The organism is Variovorax sp. 01T439_2 (assembly GCF_056398445.1).
In genome coordinates this window covers 1-19,020 of record NZ_JBFTPJ010000006.1, presented here as the reverse complement: position 1 = coordinate 19,020, position 19,020 = coordinate 1, and the positions used below count along the sequence as shown (strand labels likewise).

17 protein-coding genes and 1 pseudogene are annotated in these 19,020 nt (G+C 69.3%); 5 read left to right on the top strand and 13 right to left on the bottom strand.

Annotated features, from left to right (window positions below; translation table 11 throughout):
• The 3 genes and pseudogenes from AC1DOC_RS00615 to AC1DOC_RS00605 all read left to right on the top strand — a co-directional run.
• A pseudogene (locus tag AC1DOC_RS00615) lies at positions 1-220 on the top strand (taurine ABC transporter substrate-binding protein); the annotation flags it as partial.
• A 5-nt stretch (positions 221-225) separates the two neighbouring features.
• Complete coding sequence (locus AC1DOC_RS00610; RefSeq protein WP_015866621.1) at positions 226-1,014, top strand: taurine ABC transporter ATP-binding protein; 789 nt, start codon at positions 226-228, stop codon at positions 1,012-1,014.
• Entirely contained in the window at positions 1,007-1,888 is an 882-nt protein-coding gene (locus tag AC1DOC_RS00605) for an ABC transporter permease subunit (RefSeq protein ID WP_015866620.1), read from the top strand. The genes AC1DOC_RS00610 and AC1DOC_RS00605 overlap by 8 nt, the downstream gene beginning before the upstream one ends.
• Here the strand turns inward: AC1DOC_RS00605 and AC1DOC_RS00600 are convergent.
• From AC1DOC_RS00600 to AC1DOC_RS00580, 5 genes are all read right to left on the bottom strand, one after another.
• Positions 1,806-2,852, bottom strand: coding sequence for a LysR family transcriptional regulator (locus AC1DOC_RS00600; RefSeq protein ID WP_412511527.1), 1,047 nt, complete (start codon positions 2,850-2,852; stop codon positions 1,806-1,808). The genes AC1DOC_RS00605 and AC1DOC_RS00600 overlap by 83 nt on opposite strands.
• A gap of 68 nt (positions 2,853-2,920) precedes the next feature.
• Positions 2,921-4,231, bottom strand: coding sequence for a c-type cytochrome (locus AC1DOC_RS00595; RefSeq protein WP_478129285.1), 1,311 nt, complete (start codon positions 4,229-4,231; stop codon positions 2,921-2,923).
• The gene (locus AC1DOC_RS00590; RefSeq protein WP_412511525.1) at positions 4,228-6,477 is read right to left on the bottom strand and encodes a xanthine dehydrogenase family protein molybdopterin-binding subunit; all 2,250 of its coding nucleotides are present in this window, start codon (positions 6,475-6,477) and stop codon (positions 4,228-4,230) included. The genes AC1DOC_RS00595 and AC1DOC_RS00590 overlap by 4 nt, the downstream gene beginning before the upstream one ends.
• Positions 6,474-6,977, bottom strand: a complete 504-nt coding sequence (locus AC1DOC_RS00585; protein ID WP_015866616.1) for a (2Fe-2S)-binding protein — start codon at positions 6,975-6,977, stop codon at positions 6,474-6,476. Before AC1DOC_RS00585 ends, AC1DOC_RS00590 begins: the two co-directional genes overlap by 4 nt.
• 186 nt (positions 6,978-7,163) lie before the next feature.
• Complete coding sequence (locus AC1DOC_RS00580; RefSeq protein WP_062366055.1) at positions 7,164-7,385, bottom strand: DUF1059 domain-containing protein; 222 nt, start codon at positions 7,383-7,385, stop codon at positions 7,164-7,166.
• Positions 7,386-7,665: 280 nt separating this feature from the next.
• Here AC1DOC_RS00580 and AC1DOC_RS00575 point away from each other — a divergent pair, with 280 nt between their 5' ends.
• Entirely contained in the window at positions 7,666-8,139 is a 474-nt protein-coding gene (locus AC1DOC_RS00575) for a helix-turn-helix transcriptional regulator (protein WP_436036545.1), read from the top strand.
• Between the two features lie 121 nt (positions 8,140-8,260).
• Here the strand turns inward: AC1DOC_RS00575 and AC1DOC_RS00570 are convergent, their stop codons facing one another.
• Both AC1DOC_RS00570 and AC1DOC_RS00565 read right to left on the bottom strand, forming a co-directional pair.
• The gene (locus AC1DOC_RS00570; protein WP_018905407.1) at positions 8,261-9,574 is read right to left on the bottom strand and encodes an MFS transporter; all 1,314 of its coding nucleotides are present in this window, start codon (positions 9,572-9,574) and stop codon (positions 8,261-8,263) included.
• Entirely contained in the window at positions 9,571-11,229 is a 1,659-nt protein-coding gene (locus tag AC1DOC_RS00565; protein ID WP_412511523.1) for a GMC family oxidoreductase, read from the bottom strand. Before AC1DOC_RS00565 ends, AC1DOC_RS00570 begins: the two co-directional genes overlap by 4 nt.
• 96 nt (positions 11,230-11,325) lie before the next feature.
• On the opposite strand from AC1DOC_RS00565, the gene AC1DOC_RS00560 reads away from it, so the two are divergent.
• Positions 11,326-12,141 (top strand): IclR family transcriptional regulator, encoded by an 816-nt coding sequence (locus AC1DOC_RS00560; protein ID WP_478081173.1) that lies wholly within the window; start codon positions 11,326-11,328, stop codon positions 12,139-12,141.
• 31 nt (positions 12,142-12,172) lie between these two features.
• Here AC1DOC_RS00560 and AC1DOC_RS00555 read toward each other — a convergent pair whose 3' ends face one another.
• From AC1DOC_RS00555 to AC1DOC_RS00530, 6 genes are read right to left on the bottom strand one after another with little or no spacing between them, the layout of a single operon-like run.
• Entirely contained in the window at positions 12,173-13,195 is a 1,023-nt protein-coding gene (locus AC1DOC_RS00555; protein ID WP_412511521.1) for a DUF2272 domain-containing protein, read from the bottom strand.
• Positions 13,196-13,245: 50 nt separating this feature from the next.
• Entirely contained in the window at positions 13,246-14,049 is an 804-nt protein-coding gene (locus tag AC1DOC_RS00550) for a sulfite exporter TauE/SafE family protein (RefSeq protein WP_436036542.1), read from the bottom strand.
• Entirely contained in the window at positions 14,046-15,575 is a 1,530-nt protein-coding gene (locus AC1DOC_RS00545; protein ID WP_478081172.1) for an AMP-binding protein, read from the bottom strand. The genes AC1DOC_RS00550 and AC1DOC_RS00545 overlap by 4 nt, the downstream gene beginning before the upstream one ends.
• A 2-nt stretch (positions 15,576-15,577) precedes the next feature.
• Positions 15,578-17,017, bottom strand: a complete 1,440-nt coding sequence (gene sauS / locus AC1DOC_RS00540; RefSeq protein WP_478084627.1) for an acylating sulfoacetaldehyde dehydrogenase — start codon at positions 17,015-17,017, stop codon at positions 15,578-15,580.
• Positions 17,018-17,035: 18 nt separating this feature from the next.
• A complete protein-coding gene (locus AC1DOC_RS00535) occupies positions 17,036-18,028 on the bottom strand; it encodes a tripartite tricarboxylate transporter substrate binding protein (protein WP_015866606.1) in 993 nt (330 codons plus the stop codon).
• Positions 18,025-18,819: an IclR family transcriptional regulator gene (locus AC1DOC_RS00530; protein WP_478129284.1), complete on the bottom strand. Its 795-nt coding sequence runs from the start codon at positions 18,817-18,819 to the stop codon at positions 18,025-18,027. Before AC1DOC_RS00530 ends, AC1DOC_RS00535 begins: the two co-directional genes overlap by 4 nt.
• Positions 18,820-19,020 lie beyond the last annotated feature (201 nt).

Sequence of the window (19,020 nt, the reverse complement as noted above, 5' to 3'; positions counted from 1 at the left end):
GACCAAGGCCGATCCGAAGGACGTCTCGGCCGCGATGTCGCTCTACAGCTTCCCGACCATGGCCGAGCAGGTCTCGCCCACCTGGCTGGGCGGCGGCGCGGCCAAGGCGATGGCGGGCACGGCGGCGTTCCTGAAGGAGCAGGGCCGGGTGCAGGAGGTCAAGCCCGACTACAGCGCCTTCGTGACCACGGCCTACGTCGAGAAAGCCATGGGGAAGTAAGCCGCATGCCCACGCTCGACATCCGCGACCTCACGGTCAACTACGCCGTCAAGGGCGGCACGCTGCAGGCGCTGGCGCCGGTCAACCTCACGATGCGCGACGGCGACTTCGTCGTGGCGCTCGGCGCCTCGGGATGCGGCAAGACCACGCTGCTCAACAGCATTGCCGGCTTCCTGCCGCCTTCCACCGGCGACATCCTGCTCGACGGCAAGCCCGTGGTCGGCCCCGGCGCCGACCGCGGCGTGGTGTTCCAGAAGCATGCGCTGATGCCCTGGCTCAACGTGCGCGACAACGTGGCGCTGGGCCTGCGCCTGGCCGGCGCGGGCAAGGCCGAGCGCGACCGCGTCGCGGAAGAAAAGCTCGCGCTGGTGGGCCTGCAGCAGTACGCGGACCGCGCGGTGTACGAACTCTCTGGCGGCATGCAGCAGCGCGTGGGCATTGCGCGCGCGCTGGCCAGCGACCCGGCCGTGCTGCTCATGGACGAGCCCATGGGCGCGCTCGACGCGTTCACGCGCGAGCAGGTGCAGGAGATCCTGCTCAAGGCCTGGTCCAAGTCGAACAAGATGGTGTTCTTCATCACGCATTCGGTCGAGGAGGCGCTGTTCCTGGCCACGCGGCTGATCGTGATGAGCCCGAGCCCGGGGCGCATCTCGCACATCTACGACGAGGTTCCGTTCTCGCGCCAGTTCCTGTCGCACGGCGACTCGCGCAAGGTGAAGTCGGAGCCCGAATTCATCCGCATGCGCGAAGAGGTTCTTTCGATCATTCATCATCGCGAGGCTGCCCATGCCTGAGGCCACCATTGCAACGCCCGTCGCCATGACACCCCCTTCCAAGCCCGCCGCACCGCCGCCGGTAGCGGCCGGCGCCAAGCTCAAGACCAGCGCCTTCAAGGTGCCGGGCGAGGGCTCGAGCGTGACCATCAGCGTGGTCACGGTGGTGGCGCTGGTGGCGCTGTGGTTCCTCGTGACCAACATGGGCTGGGTCAAGCCGCTCTTCCTGCCCACGCCGCAGGCAGTGTTCCAGCAGTTCTACGAATACCTCACGGGGCAGGCCAACGACAAGCCGCTGTGGCAGCACTTCCTTGCGAGCATGTTCCGCGTGTTCTCGGCCTTCCTGCTGGCCTGCATCACGGCCATTCCGGTGGGCATTGCGATGGGCATGAGCCGCTTCTGGCGCGGCATCTTCGATCCGCCGCTGGAGTTCTACCGGCCGCTGCCGCCGCTGGCCTACCTGCCGCTGATCATCATCTGGTTCGGCATCGACGAGCTGCCCAAGGTGCTGCTGATCTTCCTGAGCTGCTTCGCGCCGCTGGCGCTGGCCGCGCGCTCGGGCATGCGCAGCGCGTCGCAGGAGCAGATCAACGCCGCGTATTCGATGGGCGCGAGCTACATGCAGGTGATCCGGCACGTCATATTGCCGTCGGCGCTGCCCGACATCCTGGTGGGCATGCGCATTGCCATCGGCTTCGGCTGGACCACGCTGGTGGCGGCCGAGATGGTGGCGGCCAACATGGGCCTGGGCCAGATGGTGCTGAACGCGTCGAACTTCCTGCGCACCGACATCGTCATCATGGGCATCATCGTCATCGGCGTGGTGGCCTATCTGTTCGACCTGCTGATGCGGTGGCTCGAGCGGCGCCTGGTACCCTGGAAAGGGCGCATGTAGCAGCAGTAGCCACAGAAGAAGAGGGAGGAGAGGCCAGCACCTGCAGCGCGGGCGGCAGCGGCGGCATCGCGGGCGGATTGCCGTGCCGGGCCATCGACTGCTCCAGGAAGTCGAGCATGGTGCGCATCGCGGCGCTGTTGTGGCGGCGCTGCGAGTAGGCGGCATACAGCCAGTGGTCGCTGGGCATGTGCTCGCGCAGCACCGGCACCAGCGCGCCGCGCTCCAGGTGCGACTGCGCCAGCGGCTCGGGCACGTAGGCCACGCCCGCGCCGCGCAGCGCCAGCTCGATGAGCGCAACGGCGTCGTTGGCCTCCATGCGGCTGTGCACCGGCACCTCGACCGCCTTGCCGCCGGTCTCGAAGGGCAGGTGGGTGGTGGGCTTGGCCGAATAGCTCAGCACGTCGTGGCGGCCCAGGTCTTCGGGCACCGCGGGAATGCCGCGCCGCGCCCAGTAGGCCGGGCTCGCGCAGACCACCATGTCGAAAGGCACCAGCCGGCGCACGATCAGGTTCATGTCGTCGATGCGCCCGCCCGTCAGGTGGATGTCGATGCCTTCCTCGATCAGGTCGAGGTCGTCGTTGGTGAACACCAGGCTCACATACACGTCGGGGTAGAGCTGGATGAACTCGGCGATCACGTCGGACAGCCAGCCCGCGATCAGCCCGTGCGGCGCGCTCATGCGCAGCCGCCCCTGCGGGTGCGAGCCGTGGGCCTGCAGGTCGTTGAGCGTGTTCTCGGCCATGGCCACCAGCTCGGTGCTGCGGTCGAGCAGCACCTGGCCGGCATCGGTCAGGCTCAGCGAACGGGTGGAGCGGTTGAGCAGGCGCACGCCGCTGCGCGTTTCGAGTTCCGCCACGTAGCGGCTGACCGTGGCTTTCGACATGCCGAGCGAAATGGCCGCGCGGGAGAAGCTGCGCCGGAACGCCACTTCGCGGAATGTTTTGATGAGATCGAGGCCGTCCATGATGGGCGCATTGTTCCAGCATCGGGGGTGGGGCCGCGGGCCGTAGGGGCATCCCCCGTTTTCCCTTCCTAGCGCGTGCGCTGCTTCGCCACGAACTCCGGGGTCACCGCTGCGCCCTGCTTGTTTCCGAATTGCGCGATGACGTAGTTGGCGAGCGCCGCGACCTCGGTGTCCGTATAGGCCTTGCCGAACGCCGGCATGTAGACCTCCTGGTYGCGCACGCGCATCTTCACGCCCTGCAGGATCATCTGCGTGACGTTGGAGCCGTCCGGGTCGTTCACGCCGCGCGTCCCCAGCAGCGACGCGTTGGCGCTCTGCTGGCCTTGTCCGTTCCACTGGTGGCAGCTCGCGCACGCCGCGGCGAAGAGCCGCAGCCCCTGCTCGTGGCCTTCGGCCGTGCTGGTGGCGGGCGCTGCCGCGCTCGCGGCCACGGCCCATGGCGCCTTCGCATCGATTTCGATCGGGTTCTTGCCGGCCTTCGCGGGCACCGTGCGCAGGTAGCTCACGAGCGCCGAGGCGTCCTCCGGCTTCAGGTACTGCAGGCTGTGCTCCACCGCCTCGCCCATCGGCCCCGAGGCCGAGCCGCGGCCCGCTGCGTGGCCGGTCGTCAGGTACGAGGCAATCTCGGCATCGCTCCAGGCGCCGATGCCGTGCTTCGCGTCCGACGTGATGTTGTAGGCGCGCCAGCCCTGGATCGATTCGCCCGCGAGGTTGTTGTCCGCATCCATCGCGAAGGCGAAGTTGCGCGGCGTGTGGCATTCCGCGCAGTGGCCGAGCGCCGTGGCAAGGTACTTGCCCTGGTTCCACGCAGGCGGCTTCGACGCATCGGCCTCGAAGCGGCTGCTCTTGAAGAAGGCCGCGTTCCACAAGCCCATCGCCCAGCGCTGGTTGAACGGAAAGCCCAGGTCGGCCTCCCGGTTCGGCTGGCTCACCTTGGGCAGGCTGAACAGGTAGGCCTTGATCGCAAGCACGTCATTGCGGCTCAGCGCGGTGTACGAGGTATACGGGAACGCCGGGTACAGGCGTTTTCCGTCCGCGCGCACGCCGTCGTGCAGCGCGCGCACGAAGTCGTCGTCGCTCCATTTGCCGATGCCCGTTTCCGGGTCCGCGGTGATGTTCGACGTGTAGATCGTGCCGAAAGGCAGCACGAAGGGCAGGCCGCCCGCGAAGGGCTGCCCCTTGCCGCCGGGCACGGTGTGGCATGCGATGCAGTCGGCCGCCTTGGTGAGGTATTCGCCGCGCACGAGCAGCGCCGCATTGGCGGGCGCGCCGGCCAGCACCGGCGCCTCGCCTTCGGACTTGTCGCTGCGGTTCAGGAAGAAATACAGCGCTGCGCCCACGACGAACACCGCCACCAGCAGGTTGAACAGCCGCTTCATGCTGCGCTCCTTGCGCCGAGCCCGGAGAGCCCCGCATTGGCGATCTTCTTCTTCAGCGCCTCCTTGTCCTGCGCCAGCAGTGCGCGGTTCACCGGCAGTGCGCGCAGCCGCACGCCCGTCGCCGCGAAGATCGCGTTGGCCAGAGCCGGCGCGGCGATGGCGGTGCCGACTTCGCCAAGCCCGCCGGGCGCTTCGCCGCTCTTCACGGTGTGGACCTCGACCGGCGGCGCCTCGTTGATGCGCAGCATCCGGTAGTCGTGGAAGTTGCTCTGCTCGATGGCCCCCTCGCGCAGCGTGATCTCGCTGAAGAGCGCCGCGCTCAGCCCGAACAGCAGCCCGCCCTGGATCTGCGCCTCGATGGAGCCTGTGTTCACGGCAATGCCGCAATCGACCGCGACCACCGCGCGCCGCATGCGCACTTCGCCCTGCGGCGTGACCTCGGCCTCGACGATGGCGCACACGCGGCTGCCGAAGGCATCGCCCACGGCCACGCCGCGTCCGACGCGCGCCGCCAGCGCGCCCTGGCCCCAGCCGATCTTGCCGGCCGCCAGGTCGAGCACCGCGAGCGTGCGCGGGTTCTTCTTCAGCATGGCGCGCCGGTAGGCTACGGGGTCTTTCTTCGCGCGGTGCGCGAGCTCGTCGATGAAGCTCTCCATCACGAAGAGGTTGTGCGTCGGCCCCACGCCGCGCCACCAGCCGACGTTCAGGCCCGCCGGCATGTCGTGCCGCACCCACTCGACCTTGAGGTTCGGCAGGTCGTAGCAAGGTTCGGCGATGCATTCGATCAGGTCGCTGTCCATGCCGTCCTTGCCCATGAAGGCGGGGGCCCAGCGGCCCAGCACCGTGCCGCCCGCGATGCGGTCGCCGAACCAGAGGATCTGGCCGTCGCCGTCGACCACGGCCGAGATGTCGTCGTGGTACATCGGGCGCACGATGTCGTGGCGGATGTCTTCCTCGCGCGTCCACACCACCTTGAGCGGATAGGGCACCTGCTTGGCGAAGGCCACGGCCTGCTCGACCGAATCGGTCTCCAGCCGGCGGCCGAAGCCGCCGCCCAGGTACTGGTTGTGCAGCACGACCTTGTCTTCGGCAACGCCCGCGATCTTGGCCGCGGCGCTCACGCAGCGCGTCGGCACCTGCGTGCCGACCCAGATCTCGCACTGGTCGGGCCGCACGTGCACCGTGGTGTTGAGCGGCTCCATCGTGGCGTGGGCCAGCATCGGCAGGTCGTAGGTGGCCTGCACCAGCGTGCCTTCGGGCCGCTTGCCGGTTTCCTTGCCGACGATGGCCTTGTCCTTGGCCAGCGCGTTGGCCAGCGACGCGCGCAGCTGCTGCGTGGTGAGCGCGGCGTTCTGCCCCGGCGTCCACTGCACCTTCAATGCATCGAGTCCGCGCTTCGCGGCCCAGAAATGCTCGCCCACCACGGCCACCGCGTCCTTGATGCGCAGCACGTCGACCACGCCGGGAATCGCCCGCGCCGCCTTGTCGTCCACCGAGGCCAGCACGCCTCCGAGCGTGGGGCAGGCCCTGACCGTGGCCACCTTCATGCCCGGCAGGCGCACGTCGATGCCGAACTGCGTGGAGCCGTCGACCTTGCCGGCCGAATCGACGCGCCGCAGCGGCTGGCCGATCAGCTTGAAATCCTTCGGCTCCTTCAGCGTCACCTTTTCCGGCATCGGCAATTTGGCAGCGGCACCGGCGAGTGCGCCGAAACCGAGCTGCTGCCCCGAAGGCGCATGGCTCACCACGCCGCGCGCGACCGTGCAGCCCGCGGGGTCGACCTTCCACTGCGCGGCGGCGGCGCCCACCAGCAGCGTGCGCGCCACCGCGCCCGCCTCGCGCAGCACGCCGTAGGTGCCGCGCGTGCTGGTCGAGCCGCCGGTGATCTGGCCGCCGAGCAGCGGCATGCCGTAGAGCGCTTCGCTCGGCGGCGAATGTTCGACGCGCACCTGGTCGAGCTCGACGCCCAGTTCCTCGGCCAGCAGCATCGCCGAGCCGGTGTAGATTGCCTGGCCCATCTCGGCCATCGGCATCACGAGGCGCACGCCGCCGTCGGCATCGATGCGGACAAAGGCATTGGGCGCGAATGCCGGGTTGCCGTCCGCGAGCGCGGCGGCCGCGTCGCCCGGCTGYTGCCTGGGGCTGATCGCGGCAAGGGCCTTGCCCGCGCCGAACCAGGTGAAGGCCAGCGCCAGGCCGCCGGCCTGCAGCGCGCTGCGCCGGCTGATGCCTGCGGCGGGCTTCACGATGCGCTCCTGGCCGGCATGGCAACCACCGACTGCAGCACCTCGGCCTTGCCGGTTGCGGCCTGCTTGATGGCCGCGCGGATCCGCGAGTAGGTACAGCACCGGCAGACGTTGCCCGCCATGGCCAGGTCGATGTCGGCATCGCTCGGGTTGGGCGTGCGCTGGATCAGCGCGGCCGCCGACATGATCTGGCCGGACTGGCAGTAGCCGCACTGCACCACGTCGACGTCGAGCCAGGCTTTCTGGATGCTCTTGCCCGCAGGGGTCTGCGAGACGGCTTCGATGGTGGTGATGGCCTTCTTGCCGATCGAGCCGACCGGCAGCACGCACGAGCGCACGGGCTGGCCGTCGAGGTGCACGGTGCAGGCGCCGCACTGGGCGATGCCGCAACCGAACTTGGTGCCGGTCAGGCCGACGATGTCGCGCAATGCCCAGAGCAGGGGCATGTCCTCGGGCGCGTTGACGGCAACGGACTGGCCGTTGATGTTGAGATCGATCATGGGCCCTGCCTTTTCTCTGGGGTTCGCCGTGGGTGGCAGCGAACCATAGCGCGACTTCGGAAAGCGCGCTTGGCGGGCAGGGCAGCGATCGACCGGGTTGCCCGGACTTCATCGACGGGTGCTCATCGAAAGCACCCGAAGGTATTCATCGCCGTGCGGAGACGGCGGCCGAGACCCGCAGGAGCCTCAGGCGGGGGTCGCCTGCGCAGGCGCCTGCAGCGGCGGCGTGCCGGTCTTGAACATGCTTGCGAGCTGCGCGCGCAATTCCGGCGTGTCGGCGTGGCCGTGGACGGCCACGGCGTGCTGGATGGCGGCATCGAGCAGTTCGCTCTCGCTATCGGCGGAGAGCGCGACACTGCAGTTCATCGTGCTTGGAAACTCGCGGCAGTCGATGTATTGGCGTGACATGGTGGCTCCTGGAATGCCCTTTCGGGCGTGATTCGAAGGCCAGGCCGGTCGGCAGGGGCCGGCTGGGGGCTACCCATGCAGGCGTCAAACCGTGTTTCGTCGATGGCCATGTGTATCCCCGCCGCCGGCAGGCGGCCTGCGCGCCCCGTGTCTGCCTATACTGCTTTGGTGGTGAACTTTGGTGGCAAAGGGCCTGCGAGCATCCTGCGTCTCGATGCGTGCAGGCGCCATACGCAGCAATGCGTATGCACCGTGAAAGGGGCATGCCATGACACACCTGATGCGCAACGACCGAGCGGGCGCGCTTCGCCTGCTGGAGCAGCTGGAGTCCGGGCATTCGCCGATGCGGCCCCATGGCGCCGGCAGCAGCGGCCTGCGCACAAGTCCGCGCATCGCCGCCAAGGCACCGGGCCGCAGCGAGTTCCGCCGCGCCGCATGGCAGGCCGACCGCTACCGGCGCGCGGGGCTGGAGCATGCGGTGGCGGTGGCCTTCCTGTACCGGCTCGCCTGCCGCGCCGCGGTTCCGCTGCCTGATGTGCCGCTCTCCGATGCCCCGCTGGCCGGCCTCACACCGCGCGAGGGCGACGTCATGCACTGGCTCTCGCGCGGCAAGACCGACGCCGAGATCGCCGCGCTGCTGGAGATCAGCCCGCGCACCGTCCACAAGCACCTGGAGCATGTGTACGTGAAGCTGGGCGTCGAGACGCGCACTGCGGCCGTGGTGCGCGCGCTGGCCATGGGCAAGACCTCCTGAGAGCCTGTCTGCGGTCTGCTTTGTTCAGGGCGCGATCACGCCGACGGGGGACATTCGCGGAGGGGAGTACCCGGTGGCCTGTGCACGCGCCCTCAACTGACGACCGCACCGCCCCTCGCCCTCAGCGCGAGGCCACCGCCACCGGCGCATCGGCCGGGGATGCGGAGCGCCCGATCATCCAGGCGCACGCGGCCGACACCACGCCCGCGAACAGCACGTACATGCAGATCTGCCACGGCTGGCCGCCGCCCGACTTGAGCAGCGCGGTCGCGACGATCGGCGTGATGCCCGAGGCGAAGATGCCCGAGAACTGGTAGACGAAGGAGATGCCGGTGTAGCGCACCTTGGCGTCGAACAGATCGCAGAACAGCGCCGCCTCCGGCCCGTACACCGAGGCATACAGGATGCCGAAGGGGATGATGATCGCGAGCCACACCAGGAGCACGCTGCCGCCGCTGTGCGTCATGAGCCAGAAGCCCGGAAACGCCGACACCGCAGTGATCAGCGAACCCCACATGTAGACCTTGCCGCGCCCCATCCGGTCGGACAGGCGGCCGAAGAAGGGAATGAAGAAGATCATCACCACCGCCGCGGCCATCACGCCCAGCAACGCGTCGGTGCGGCTGATCTTGAGGGTGCCGGTCAGGTAGTTGATGGAGAACACGCCGAAGATGTTGAAGAACACCCCGTCGATGTAGCGCGCGCCCATGCCCTTGAGCACATTGCCCGGATAGCGCCGCAGCATGTCCATGAACGGAATGCGCAGCTCGGCGTTGCGTGCCTTCACGGCCGCGAACTCCGGCGTTTCCTGCACGTGCAGCCGGATGTACATGCCCACGCCCACCATCACGCCGGAAATCAGGAACGCGATGCGCCAGCCCCATGCGAGGAACTGCGCGTCGGTCAGCAGCCATGACAGCAGCGCCACCACGCCCGAGGCCATGCACAGGCCGATCGCCAGCCCGATCTGCGGCAGCGAGGCATAGAAGCCGCGCTTGCCCTTGGGCGCGTATTCATACGCCATCAGCACCGCGCCGCCCCATTCGCCGCCCAGGCCGATGCCCTGCGCCACGCGAAGCAGAAGCAGCAGCAGGGGCGCCGCGATGCCGATCTGCGCATAGGTGGGCACCAGGCCGATCAGGAAGGTGGCGACGCCCATGATCATCAGCGTGATGATCAGCATGCTCTTGCGGCCGATCTTGTCGCCGAAGTGGCCGAAGATCACGCCGCCCAGCGGCCGCGTGACAAAGCCCACGGCAAAGGTGGTGTAGGCCAGCAAGGTCGACACCACCGGGTCGCTGCCCGGGAAGTAGAGCTTGTTGAACACGATGCCGGCCACCACGCCGTACAGGAAGAAGTCGTACCACTCGATGGTGGCGCCCACCAGGGCCGAAGCCACCACCCTGCGAATCGCTTTCTCGTCGCTTGTGCTCATGTCGTTGTCTCCGATGTGGTTGTCGCGGCGGCTGCCGCCCTCACGTCCTCCCTGATCATGTCGACGGCCTTCTCGGCCATCATCACGGCCGGTGCGTTGGTGTTGCCCGACACCAGCGTGGGCATGGCCGAGCAGTCGACCACGCGCAGCCCGGCCACGCCGTGCACGCGAAGGCGCGCATCGACCACCGCGAGCGGGTCGCTGCCCATGCGGCAGGTGCCCGTGGGATGGAAGATGGTGGCGCCGTTGTTGCGGCAGAACTCCAGCAGCTCGGCATCGCTCGCGGCCTCGGGGCCGGGCTTCACCTCGCGCTTCACGTAGGGCCGCATCGCGGGCGCCTCTGCAATGGCGCGCGCCGCCTTCACGCCGGCCACGGTGGTGGCGCGGTCGAGCTCGGTGGAAAGGTAGTTGGGCTGCATCTCGGGCGGCTCGGCCGCGTCGAGCGAGCGGATGCGCACGTGCCCGCGCGACTCGGGCCGCAGCTGGCACACCGACATCGTGAAGCCCGAGTACGGATGCACCTTGCCGCCCGCCATGTCGGCCGAGAGCGTGGCCACGTGGAACTGGATGTCGGGCGTCGCGGCCACCGGCCGGCCGTTTGCGTCCTTCAGCGCGCGCATGAAGCAGCCGCCCTGGTTGATGCCCACCGCGAGCGGGCCGGTGCGGCGCATCAGCCATTCCAGGCCCATGCTCGCCTGGCCGAACCAGGAGTTGAGCTGGTCGTTGGTGGTGATGGGCTTGCTGCACTCGTAGCCCAGCCGGATCTGCAGGTGGTCCTGCAGGTTCTCGCCCACGCCGGGCAGCACCTGCACCGGCGCAATGCCCATGCGCTCGAGCAGCGCGCGCGGACCGATGCCCGAGAGCTGCAGCAGCTGCGGCGACTGGATCGAACCGGCCGACAACAGCACCTCGGCGCGGCAGCGCGCGGTTTTCATCTCGCCGCCCTGGCGGTAGGTGACGCCCACGGCGCGCCGGCCGTCGAACACCAGCCGGCTGGCCAGCGCATCGGTCTCGATGCGCAGGTTCGGCCGGTGGCGCGCCGGCACCAGGTAGGCCTTGGCGGTGCTGCAGCGCCAGCCCTTGTGCGTGGTGAGCTGGTAGTAGCCCGCGCCTTCCTGCGCGGCGCCGTTGAAGTCGTCGGTGCGCGGCACGCCGATCTGCTGCGCGCCGCCGATGAAGGCCTCGATGAGTTCGTGCTTCGCTGCAATGTCCGACACCTTCAGCGGCCCGTCGCCGCCGTGGAAAGCGCTCGCGCCGCGCTCGTTGCCTTCGGAGCGGATGAAGTAGGGCAGCACCTCGTCATAGCTCCAGCCCGCATTGCCGAGCGCGGCCCAGTGGTCGTAGTCCTCGCGCTGGCCGCGGATGTAGATCAGTCCGTTGATCGAGCTCGAGCCGCCCAGCGTCTTGCCGCGGGGCCAGTAGATGCGCCGGCCGTTCATGTTGGGGTCGGGGTCGGTCTCGAAGCGCCAGTTGTAGGTGGGGCTCCACATCGTCTTGCCGTAGCCGATGGGCAGGTGGATCCAGAGCGACCGGTCCACCGGCCCCGCCTCGAGCAGCAGCACGCGCGTGGCCGGGTCTTCGCTCAGCCGGCCAGCCAGCACGCAGCCGGCCGATCCGGCGCCGACGACGATGTAGTCGAACTCTTCATCACGCATGCAGGGCACCCGGGGAGTGGAACAATCGCTTCGCTTGCTTGCATCCTAGGTTATTGTTTTTCGGAACGCAATGTTCCATTTTTAAGGTTTACCCGCATGCCACGTCCCGCGCGCCCCGCAGCCGCCGTGTCTTCGCCATCGCTTTCCGTGCCCGCCGCGGAGGAGTCCGCCTCCGGCTCGTCGGCCGAGCGCAGCCTGCGCCTGCTGGCCCTGCTGGCCAGCGAAGGCCGCGCCCTCACGCTCGCCGACCTGGCCGCGCAGCTGGGGCTGCCCAAGGGCACGGCGCACCGCATCTGCACCCAGCTGCTGGCCACCGGCTTCCTGGCGCGCGACGTGGACGAGCGTTCGTTCAGCGTCGGCCCCGCGCTGCGCAAGCTGGCCTTCGACACCCTGAACCACGGCACGGTGCGCGGCCTGCGGCACGAGGTGCTGTCCGAACTCGTGCGGCAGGTCGGCGAAACCTGCAACCTCACCACGCTCGACGGCGCCCAGGTGCTGTACCTCGACCGCGTGGAGGCGAAGTGGCCGCTGCGGCTCACGCTCGATGTCGGCTCGCATGTGCCGCTGCACTGCACCGCAAGCGGCAAGCTGTTCCTCGCGCAGATGCCCAGGAAGGAGCGCGACGCGTTCATCGAGCAACTGCCGCTTGCGCGCATGACGGCCAACACGCTCGTCAAGGCCGACGCGCTGCGCACCGAGTGCGATGCGATCGCCAAGCGCGGCTATTCGCGCGACTGCGAGGAATTCATCGCGGGGCTGGTGGCCGTGGCGGTGCCGGTGCGCGACGCGGCCGGGCAGGTGCGTGCGGCGCTCGCGGTGCACGCGCCGACCGCGCGCATGTCGATGGAAGAGGCGGTGAAGCGCATCGATGCGCTCAAGGCCGCCGCGCAGCGCATGGGCACGCTGCTCTGAGCGCAGGCCCTTTGGCTTGCGGTGCGACGCCTCAGCGCCACTGCAGCAGCAGCGACCACGGCTGCCAGCTCATGTGGCGGTCGGTGCAGCCCGCCGCGCCGAGGGTGCAGCCGGCGGGCAGGTAGTAGCTGGGATCGAGCGTCCGCGTGCCGGGGGCAAAGTCGAGCCGCCTGCGCGTGACCGACTGCAGCACGTTGCCGCCGATGGTGTCGAAGCCCCGCTCGTCGACCTTCACCACCACGTCGCAATGCATCGGCAGCGGCTCGCCGCCCGTGGCCCGCGTTGCCAGCACGCCGCCGATCCTTTCGAAGCTGTCGAGCTCCGATGCCGCGCCGCGCGTGTGGCAGGCCAGGTCGCCCACGCGCGGCGGCGTGCGCGCGAGGTCGCAGGCGCGCATCGCGTAGCGCGTCTCGTGGCCGGTGGCCTCGGCGGCGCCGGCCTGCCAGGCGGCGCCTGCGTAGTCCGCATGCGCTTCCGAGAACACGAACTCGTCCGCGCCCAGCCCCGCCTGCTGCGCGAGCCAGCTCATGAAGGCCGCCGACCATGGCGTGTCGATCGCCGCGACGCGATTGACCGCGGTGGCCATCGCACGCAGCTCGGCCGCGTCGAGGCCCTGGTCCGGCCCCACGCCCAGCCCCCGCAGGTGCGAGGCGCTCGCCTGGTTGAGCGCCTGCAGCAGCAGCGTGCGGTCGGCCGGTTGCAGCGCGCCAAAGCGCACCAGCGAAGGCAGCGGGGTGCGGGGCTGCGGCACCGCCTCCCAATAGCCGAGCACGCGCTGCCACGGCGCGGCGCTCGCGAGCGTGGGGCGCGAATCCTCGGCTTCGGAACGGCCCGATTCGACGAGCCGGCCTTCGGCGTCCATCGTCTGCGCGCCGAAGGCCTCGTGCTCGCGCTGCGCGGCGGCGGCCATCGCGAGAGCGCGCGGCGGCGGCGTCCGCATGGCGGTGTCCAGGCAAGCCGATTCGGCGGCGGCACCTGCCGATGCAAACAGGAGCACCGTGGCCGCCGCAAGCGCGCGTCCCGGTGGCCGAGAAAAGAATGAAGAAGTCAGCATGTCGCGCGCAGCATAGCCAGCGCGGGCGTTGCCGTGCGGAATCTTGCCGCTCAGGCCATGGCCAGCGCGGCCACGGAGCGCGCCACGCTCACGGCCGCCAGCGCCACCAGCAGGTTCAGCACATGCCGGCGGAACTGCGCGGGCGACACGCCCTTGAACGAGCGCTGGCCCCACCAGATGCCGGCCAGCATCGCGGGCGCGAGCCACAGCGCCCACTTCAGCGTGCCGGCCCCGAGCAGGTGGCCCGACGCGGCATGCGCGGCCGCGGGCATGAGCGCGGCGCTTGCGAGCGACACCACGTCGCTGAAGAGCAGCAGCGCGATCATGGTGGCGCGCAGGGCGGCCGGCGCCATCGCGGTGGTGCTCAGCAGCACCGCAATGGCAATGCCGCCGATGGCCGCCACGCCGTTGATGAAGCCCGAGGCCAGCCCGGCCGCAAAGCGCACCGCGCGCGTGGGCACCAGCGTGGCACGCGTGCCGGCGCGCAGCAGCAGCGCGGCGGCCATCAGCAGCGCGCCGATCAGCAGGCGCAGCGGCGTCTCGGGCAGCCAGGCCAGCAGCGCGACGCCGAGCGGAATGAACAGCAGGTTGCCCAGCATCAGCCAACCGAGCCAGGGCATGTCGACGTCGCGCGCAATGCCGCGCAGCTGGCTCAGGCTCGCGAGGATCTCGAGCATGAAGATGGCCGGCACCACCAGCGCGGGCGACACCACCAGCGAGAGCCCCGCCACCGTGACCGCCGAGAAGCCGAAGCCCGCGAAGCCGCGCACCACGCCGGCCGCGAACACCACGCACAGGCTGTAGGCGAGCAGCGCCGGCGCCAGCGGCGGCACCAGCAGTTCCCCGGCCGTCATGTGTCAAACAGCGGCAGCAGCTTCAGCCGTTGCACCTTTCCCGAAGGCCCGCGCGGCAGGTCCGTGACAAAGCGGTAGTGGCCCGGCGCCTTGTAGCGGCCGAGCACCTCGGTGCTGAAGGCGCGCAATTCGTCCTCGGTGCAGGCGCAGCCGTCGCGCAGCACGATGCACACGCCGATCTCCTGGCCGTAGTGGCGGTCGGGCACGCCCACCGCCGCGGCCTCGAGCACGGCAGGATGCCGCAGCAGCGCCTCGTCGATCTCGCGCGGGGCGATGTTCTCGCCGCCCTTGATGATCAGTTCCTTGATGCGGCCGGTCACGAAGAAGAAGCCATCGGCGTCGCGATGGCCGAGGTCGCCGGTGCGCAGCCATCCGTCGGGCGTGAAGCTCGCGCGCGTGGCTTCCTCGTTCTTGTAGTAGCCGCGCATCACGTTGGGGCCGCGGATGGCCAGCTCGCCGGTGGTGCCGTCGGGCACCTCGGCCAGCGCGGCATCGATGACGCGTGCCTCGCAGCCCGAGGCGCGGCCCACCGAGCCCAGCTTGCGCAGTGCGGGATCGAGCGGGTTCGAAAATGACGGCGCCGCGGTTTCGGTGAGGCCCATGGTCTCGACGATGCCGATGCCGAACTTCTGCTCGAAGGCGCGGTGGTGCTCCGGCGGCAGCGCGGCCGATGCCGAGCGGCAGAAGCGGATGGCGGCGGTCTGCGCGGGCGGCGGCTCATCGCCTTCGAGCAGGTACGAGATCATGGTGGGCACCACGTTGATCCAGCTGCACCGCGTGCCCGAGGCCTGCTCCCAGAAGCGCCCAGCCGAGAATTTCGGCGGCATCGCGAGGCTGCCGCCGTGGGCGAGCGGCGCGAGCATGGTCACGGCGAACGCGTTGATGTGATAGAGCGGCAGCACGGCCAGCACGCGGTCGGCGGGCTGCAGCGCATGCTCGGCGCTGATCGCATGCGCATTGGCCGCGAGGTTGCCTTGCGTGAGCATCACGCCCTTGGGCATGCCTGTGGTGCCCGAGGTGTACATCAGCAGGGCCACGTCGCCGGCTGTGGGGGGCGCAACCTCATGCAGGGGCTCCGCCTGCGCCTCCTGCGCTTCGCCCGGCAGCGCCTCGGCGTCGGGGCTCGCCACCAACACTTCGACCGGCCGGCCGATGCCATCGAGCATCGCGCGCACGCGTGCTTCCCACTCGGGCGCGACGCAGACCACGCGGCAATCCGAATGCGCGAGCACATAGCGCATCTGCTCGGGTTGCGACAGCAGGTTGACCGGGTTCACGCACAGGCCGCCATGCATGGCGCCGAGCAGCATGCGCAGCGTCTGCAGGCCATTGGGCATGACCACCGACACCGTGTCGCCCGGCCGTGCGCCATGCGCGTGCAGCACCGCCGCCACCGTACGGCAGCCGCGCGCGAGCTCGCCAAAGCCGATGCTCTTGCGCCCGCCTTCGGTGGACAGCGCATACACCGCCTGCGGCCGTGCCGCCGCCTGCAGCTCGATCAGTTCATGAACGGTGGAGGCCGCCACGGTCAGCTTGCACCATATTCGGCGAAGTAGGCGCCGAAGATGTCGTCCTCGCTGGGAACCCGCTCCGGAATCGGCCGCGACACGCGCGTGATGTTCAGGTAGTGCCGATAGTTCATGTTGTCGGAGAAGTTGTTCTTGCCCCAGGTGCCGCAGCCCATCGACAGCGAGAACGGCAGGCCGTTGTCGAAGCTGCCGCCGGTGGCGATGCAGTGCGCCTGGTCGACGATCACGCGCGACACCGGCAGCGTGAGGCCGAGCCTCAATGCGCGCTCGGGCACCGTGCTGTGCAGGCCGACCGAATGGCCCGCGCCTTCGTAGGCATAGATGCGCTCGACGGTGGCGGCAGCCTCGTCGAAATCGCGCGCCGAATAGATCGCGAGCACCGGGCTCAGCTTCTCGCCCGAGAACGGATGCGCGTGGCCCACGCCGTCCTCGGCGACCATGAGGACGCGCGGGTCCCTGGCCGCAATGGCCAGCCAGCCCTCGCGGTTGGCACCGTCGAGGGCCGCCGCGCGCTCGGCGATCACGCGCGCCGACTGGCCGATGACGGCGGCGGAGAGCTTGCCATCCGGCCACATCAGCGACTGCAGCGTGGCCTTCTGCGCGGCCGCGAGCATGAACGCGCCGCGGTCCTTCAGCGCCGAGAGCATCTGCGCGCGCACCGCATCGACGACGACCAGGCTGTTCTCCGACGAGCAGCTGGTCGCGTTGTCGAAGGTCTTGGAAAGCAGGATGCGGTCGGCCGCTGCGTTCACGTCGGCCGTCTCGTCGACGATGCCCGCCACGTTGCCTGCGCCCACGCCGAAGGCCGGCGTGCCGCTGGCATAGGCCGCGCGCACGTTGGCCTGCGAGCCGGTGGCCACCACCAGGTCGCACAGGCGCATCAGTTCGGCCGTCGACTGCTTGTTGACCGGCGAGGGCAGCAGCTGCACCAGGTCGCGCGGCGCGCCGATGCGGTCGAACTGCGCATGGATGAACTCGATCAGCCGCGCCGCCGTCGACCAGCCCTTGGGCGAGGGCGCCACGATGACCGCGTTGCGCCCCTTGAGCGCATTGATGATCTTGTTGGCCGGTGTAGCGCCGGGGTTGGTGGACGGCGTGACCGCGCACACCACGCCCACGGGCCGCGCGATCTCGACGATGCCGCGCGCCGGGTCTTCCGAGATGACGCCCACCGAGCGCGCACCGCGCAGGTCGCGCAGCAGGCCGAAGGTCTTGCGGTGGTTCTTTCGCACCTTGTCTTCGACATTGCCCACGCCGGTGTCGGCCACCGCCAGCTCGGCCAGCTCGCGGTTGCGCGCCGGCTCGATGATGGCCCAGCCCGCGGCCACCACGGCGGTGTCGACCTGTGCCTGCGACCAGGTTTCGTAGATGCGCTGCGCGGCACGGGCGCGCGCCACCAGTTCGGCGATGGGGGAGGAGGGTGCGGATGAGTTTTCCATGGGTCTGCCTGTTGCGGGTCAATCCACCTTGATGCTGGCTTCTTTTGCGAGCTTCTGCCAGCGCACGAGTTCCGTGGTCACCACCTTGCCCAATTGCTCCGGCGTGCCGCCGACGCCTTCGCTGCCCTGCGCCAGCAGCTTGTCGCGGATCTCCGGTTCCTTGACCACCGTGTTGATCACGCGGTTGAGCTTGTCGATGGTGGGCTGCGGCGTCTTCGCGGGCACGAACACCGCGTACCAGGAGTCGACGTCGAAATCGGCAATGCCCGCCTCCTGCATCGTGGGCACGTCGGGGAAGGCGGCGCTGCGCTTGGTGGTCGACACCGCCAGCGCCTTGAGCTTGCCGGCCTTCACGAACTGCGCGGCCGCGGGAATCGACACCCACAGCAGCGGCACCTGCCCGCCCATCACGTCGGTCACGGCCGGGCCGCCGCCGCGGTAGGGGATGTGCGTCATCTGGGTGCCGGTGCGCAGCTTCAGCAGCTCGCCCGCCAGGTGGCCGGGCGAGCCGTTGCCCACCGAGGCGAAGGAAAGCGAGCCCGGCTTGGCCTTGGCGAGCGCCACCAGCTCGGCCACCGTGTTGGGCGCGAACTGCGTGTTGGCCACCAGGATCTGCGGCAGCGAGGCGACCAGGCCCACGGGCGCGAAGTCTTTCGCGGTGTCGAACGAGAGCTTGGTGTAGATCGCCGGGTTGATGGTGTGCGAGGACAGCGTGAACAGCACCGTGTAGCCGTCGGGCGGGGCCTTGGCCACGATCTCGGTGCCGATGGAGCCGGCCGCGCCGCCGCGGTTGTCTATCAGCACCTGCTGGCCGAGCAGCGACGAGAAGCGCTCCTGCACGATGCGCGCGATCACGTCGGTGCCGCCGCCGGGCGGGTACGGAACGACGAGCCGGATCGGCTTGTTCGGATAGTCGGTGCCGTTTTGCGCCTGCGCGGCAAAGGGCAGAGCCAGGGTGGCCGCGGCCAGCAGCGCAGCGCGCAGCCAGGGGGCGGGGAACAACAGGTTCATTCGAGTCTCCTTCTCCTTGTGGTGGATGTCGGCAGCGGGCTTGCCCGGTAGCCGAGCGTGACGCTCGCGTCGCGCGCGCAGGCCATGAGGCGGTCGGCCAGTCCGCGCGCCTGCGTCCGCGCGAAGCGGATCGAGGGCACGCTCATGCCGACGGCCGCAACCGCCTCGCCGCGCGCGTTGAACACCGGCACGCYCAGACCGCAGACGCCGAGGCGCCATTCCTCGCGGTTTTCCGCATAGCCGCGAACGCGCGTGCGTTCGAGTTCCGAGAGAAGGGCATCGAAGCTGGTGATGCTGTTCTTGGTGTGCGCCGCGAGCGTGCCGAGGCGCTCGTGCAGCGCTGGAAGGTCCGGCGCTGCCGCGGCAAGCAGGGCCTTGCCCGAAGCCACGCAGTACGCCGCCGCCCGGCCGCCGATGCGCGAATAGGTGGCCACGGGCAGGGGGCTGTCGAACTTGTCGAGGTAGACGATCTCGGCGCCGTCGAGCACCGCAAGGTGGATGGTCTCGCCGGTCTGCTGCGCCAGCGCCGCAAGGTGCGGCCGCAGCAGCGAGCCCATGTCGGTGGCCTCCGAGACCAGCGCGCCCAGCTCGAACAGGCGCAGGCTCGGGCGGTAGGCGCTGGTGTCCGGGTCCTGCACGGCCCAGCCGCAGTCGACCAGGGTCTGCAGCGTGCGGTGCGCGTTGCTGCGCGCCATGCCGAAGGCCTGGGCGAGGTCGGTGACGCGGCAGTCGCGCTGTTGTCGCGTCATCCATTCGATGGCGGCAAGGCCTTTGGCGAGGGTGGAATCCATGAGGTTCTGGGTGTTCCAAATATTGGAACGTTGTTCCTGGATGTGAGACGCGATGTTTGGACTGATCGGTTGTTTTGTCAATCGGGGACTTGGATGGGAATCCATGAGGTTCTGGGTGTTCCAAATATTGGAACGTTGTTCCTGGATGTGAGACGCGATGTTTGGACTGATCGGTTGTTTTGTCAATCGGGGACTTGGATG

Bases quoted from the DNA above. Each gene is read 5' to 3' on its own strand.
- AC1DOC_RS00550 (WP_436036542.1), bottom strand. From the start codon at position 14,049: ATGACGGCCGGGGAACTGCTGGTGCCGCCGCTGGCGCCGGCGCTGCTC.
- AC1DOC_RS00610 (WP_015866621.1), top strand. From the start codon at position 226: ATGCCCACGCTCGACATCCGCGACCTCACGGTCAACTACGCCGTCAAG.
- AC1DOC_RS00605 (WP_015866620.1), top strand. From the start codon at position 1,007: ATGCCTGAGGCCACCATTGCAACGCCCGTCGCCATGACACCCCCTTCC.
- AC1DOC_RS00570 (WP_018905407.1), bottom strand. From the start codon at position 9,574: ATGAGCACAAGCGACGAGAAAGCGATTCGCAGGGTGGTGGCTTCGGCC.
- AC1DOC_RS00565 (WP_412511523.1), bottom strand. From the start codon at position 11,229: ATGCGTGATGAAGAGTTCGACTACATCGTCGTCGGCGCCGGATCGGCC.
- AC1DOC_RS00555 (WP_412511521.1), bottom strand. From the start codon at position 13,195: ATGCTGACTTCTTCATTCTTTTCTCGGCCACCGGGACGCGCGCTTGCG.
- AC1DOC_RS00560 (WP_478081173.1), top strand. From the start codon at position 11,326: ATGCCACGTCCCGCGCGCCCCGCAGCCGCCGTGTCTTCGCCATCGCTT.
- AC1DOC_RS00600 (WP_412511527.1), bottom strand. From the start codon at position 2,852: ATGGACGGCCTCGATCTCATCAAAACATTCCGCGAAGTGGCGTTCCGG.
- AC1DOC_RS00535 (WP_015866606.1), bottom strand. From the start codon at position 18,028: ATGAACCTGTTGTTCCCCGCCCCCTGGCTGCGCGCTGCGCTGCTGGCC.
- AC1DOC_RS00585 (WP_015866616.1), bottom strand. From the start codon at position 6,977: ATGATCGATCTCAACATCAACGGCCAGTCCGTTGCCGTCAACGCGCCC.
- AC1DOC_RS00580 (WP_062366055.1), bottom strand. From the start codon at position 7,385: ATGTCACGCCAATACATCGACTGCCGCGAGTTTCCAAGCACGATGAAC.
- sauS (WP_478084627.1), bottom strand. From the start codon at position 17,017: ATGGAAAACTCATCCGCACCCTCCTCCCCCATCGCCGAACTGGTGGCG.
- AC1DOC_RS00575 (WP_436036545.1), top strand. From the start codon at position 7,666: ATGCGCAACGACCGAGCGGGCGCGCTTCGCCTGCTGGAGCAGCTGGAG.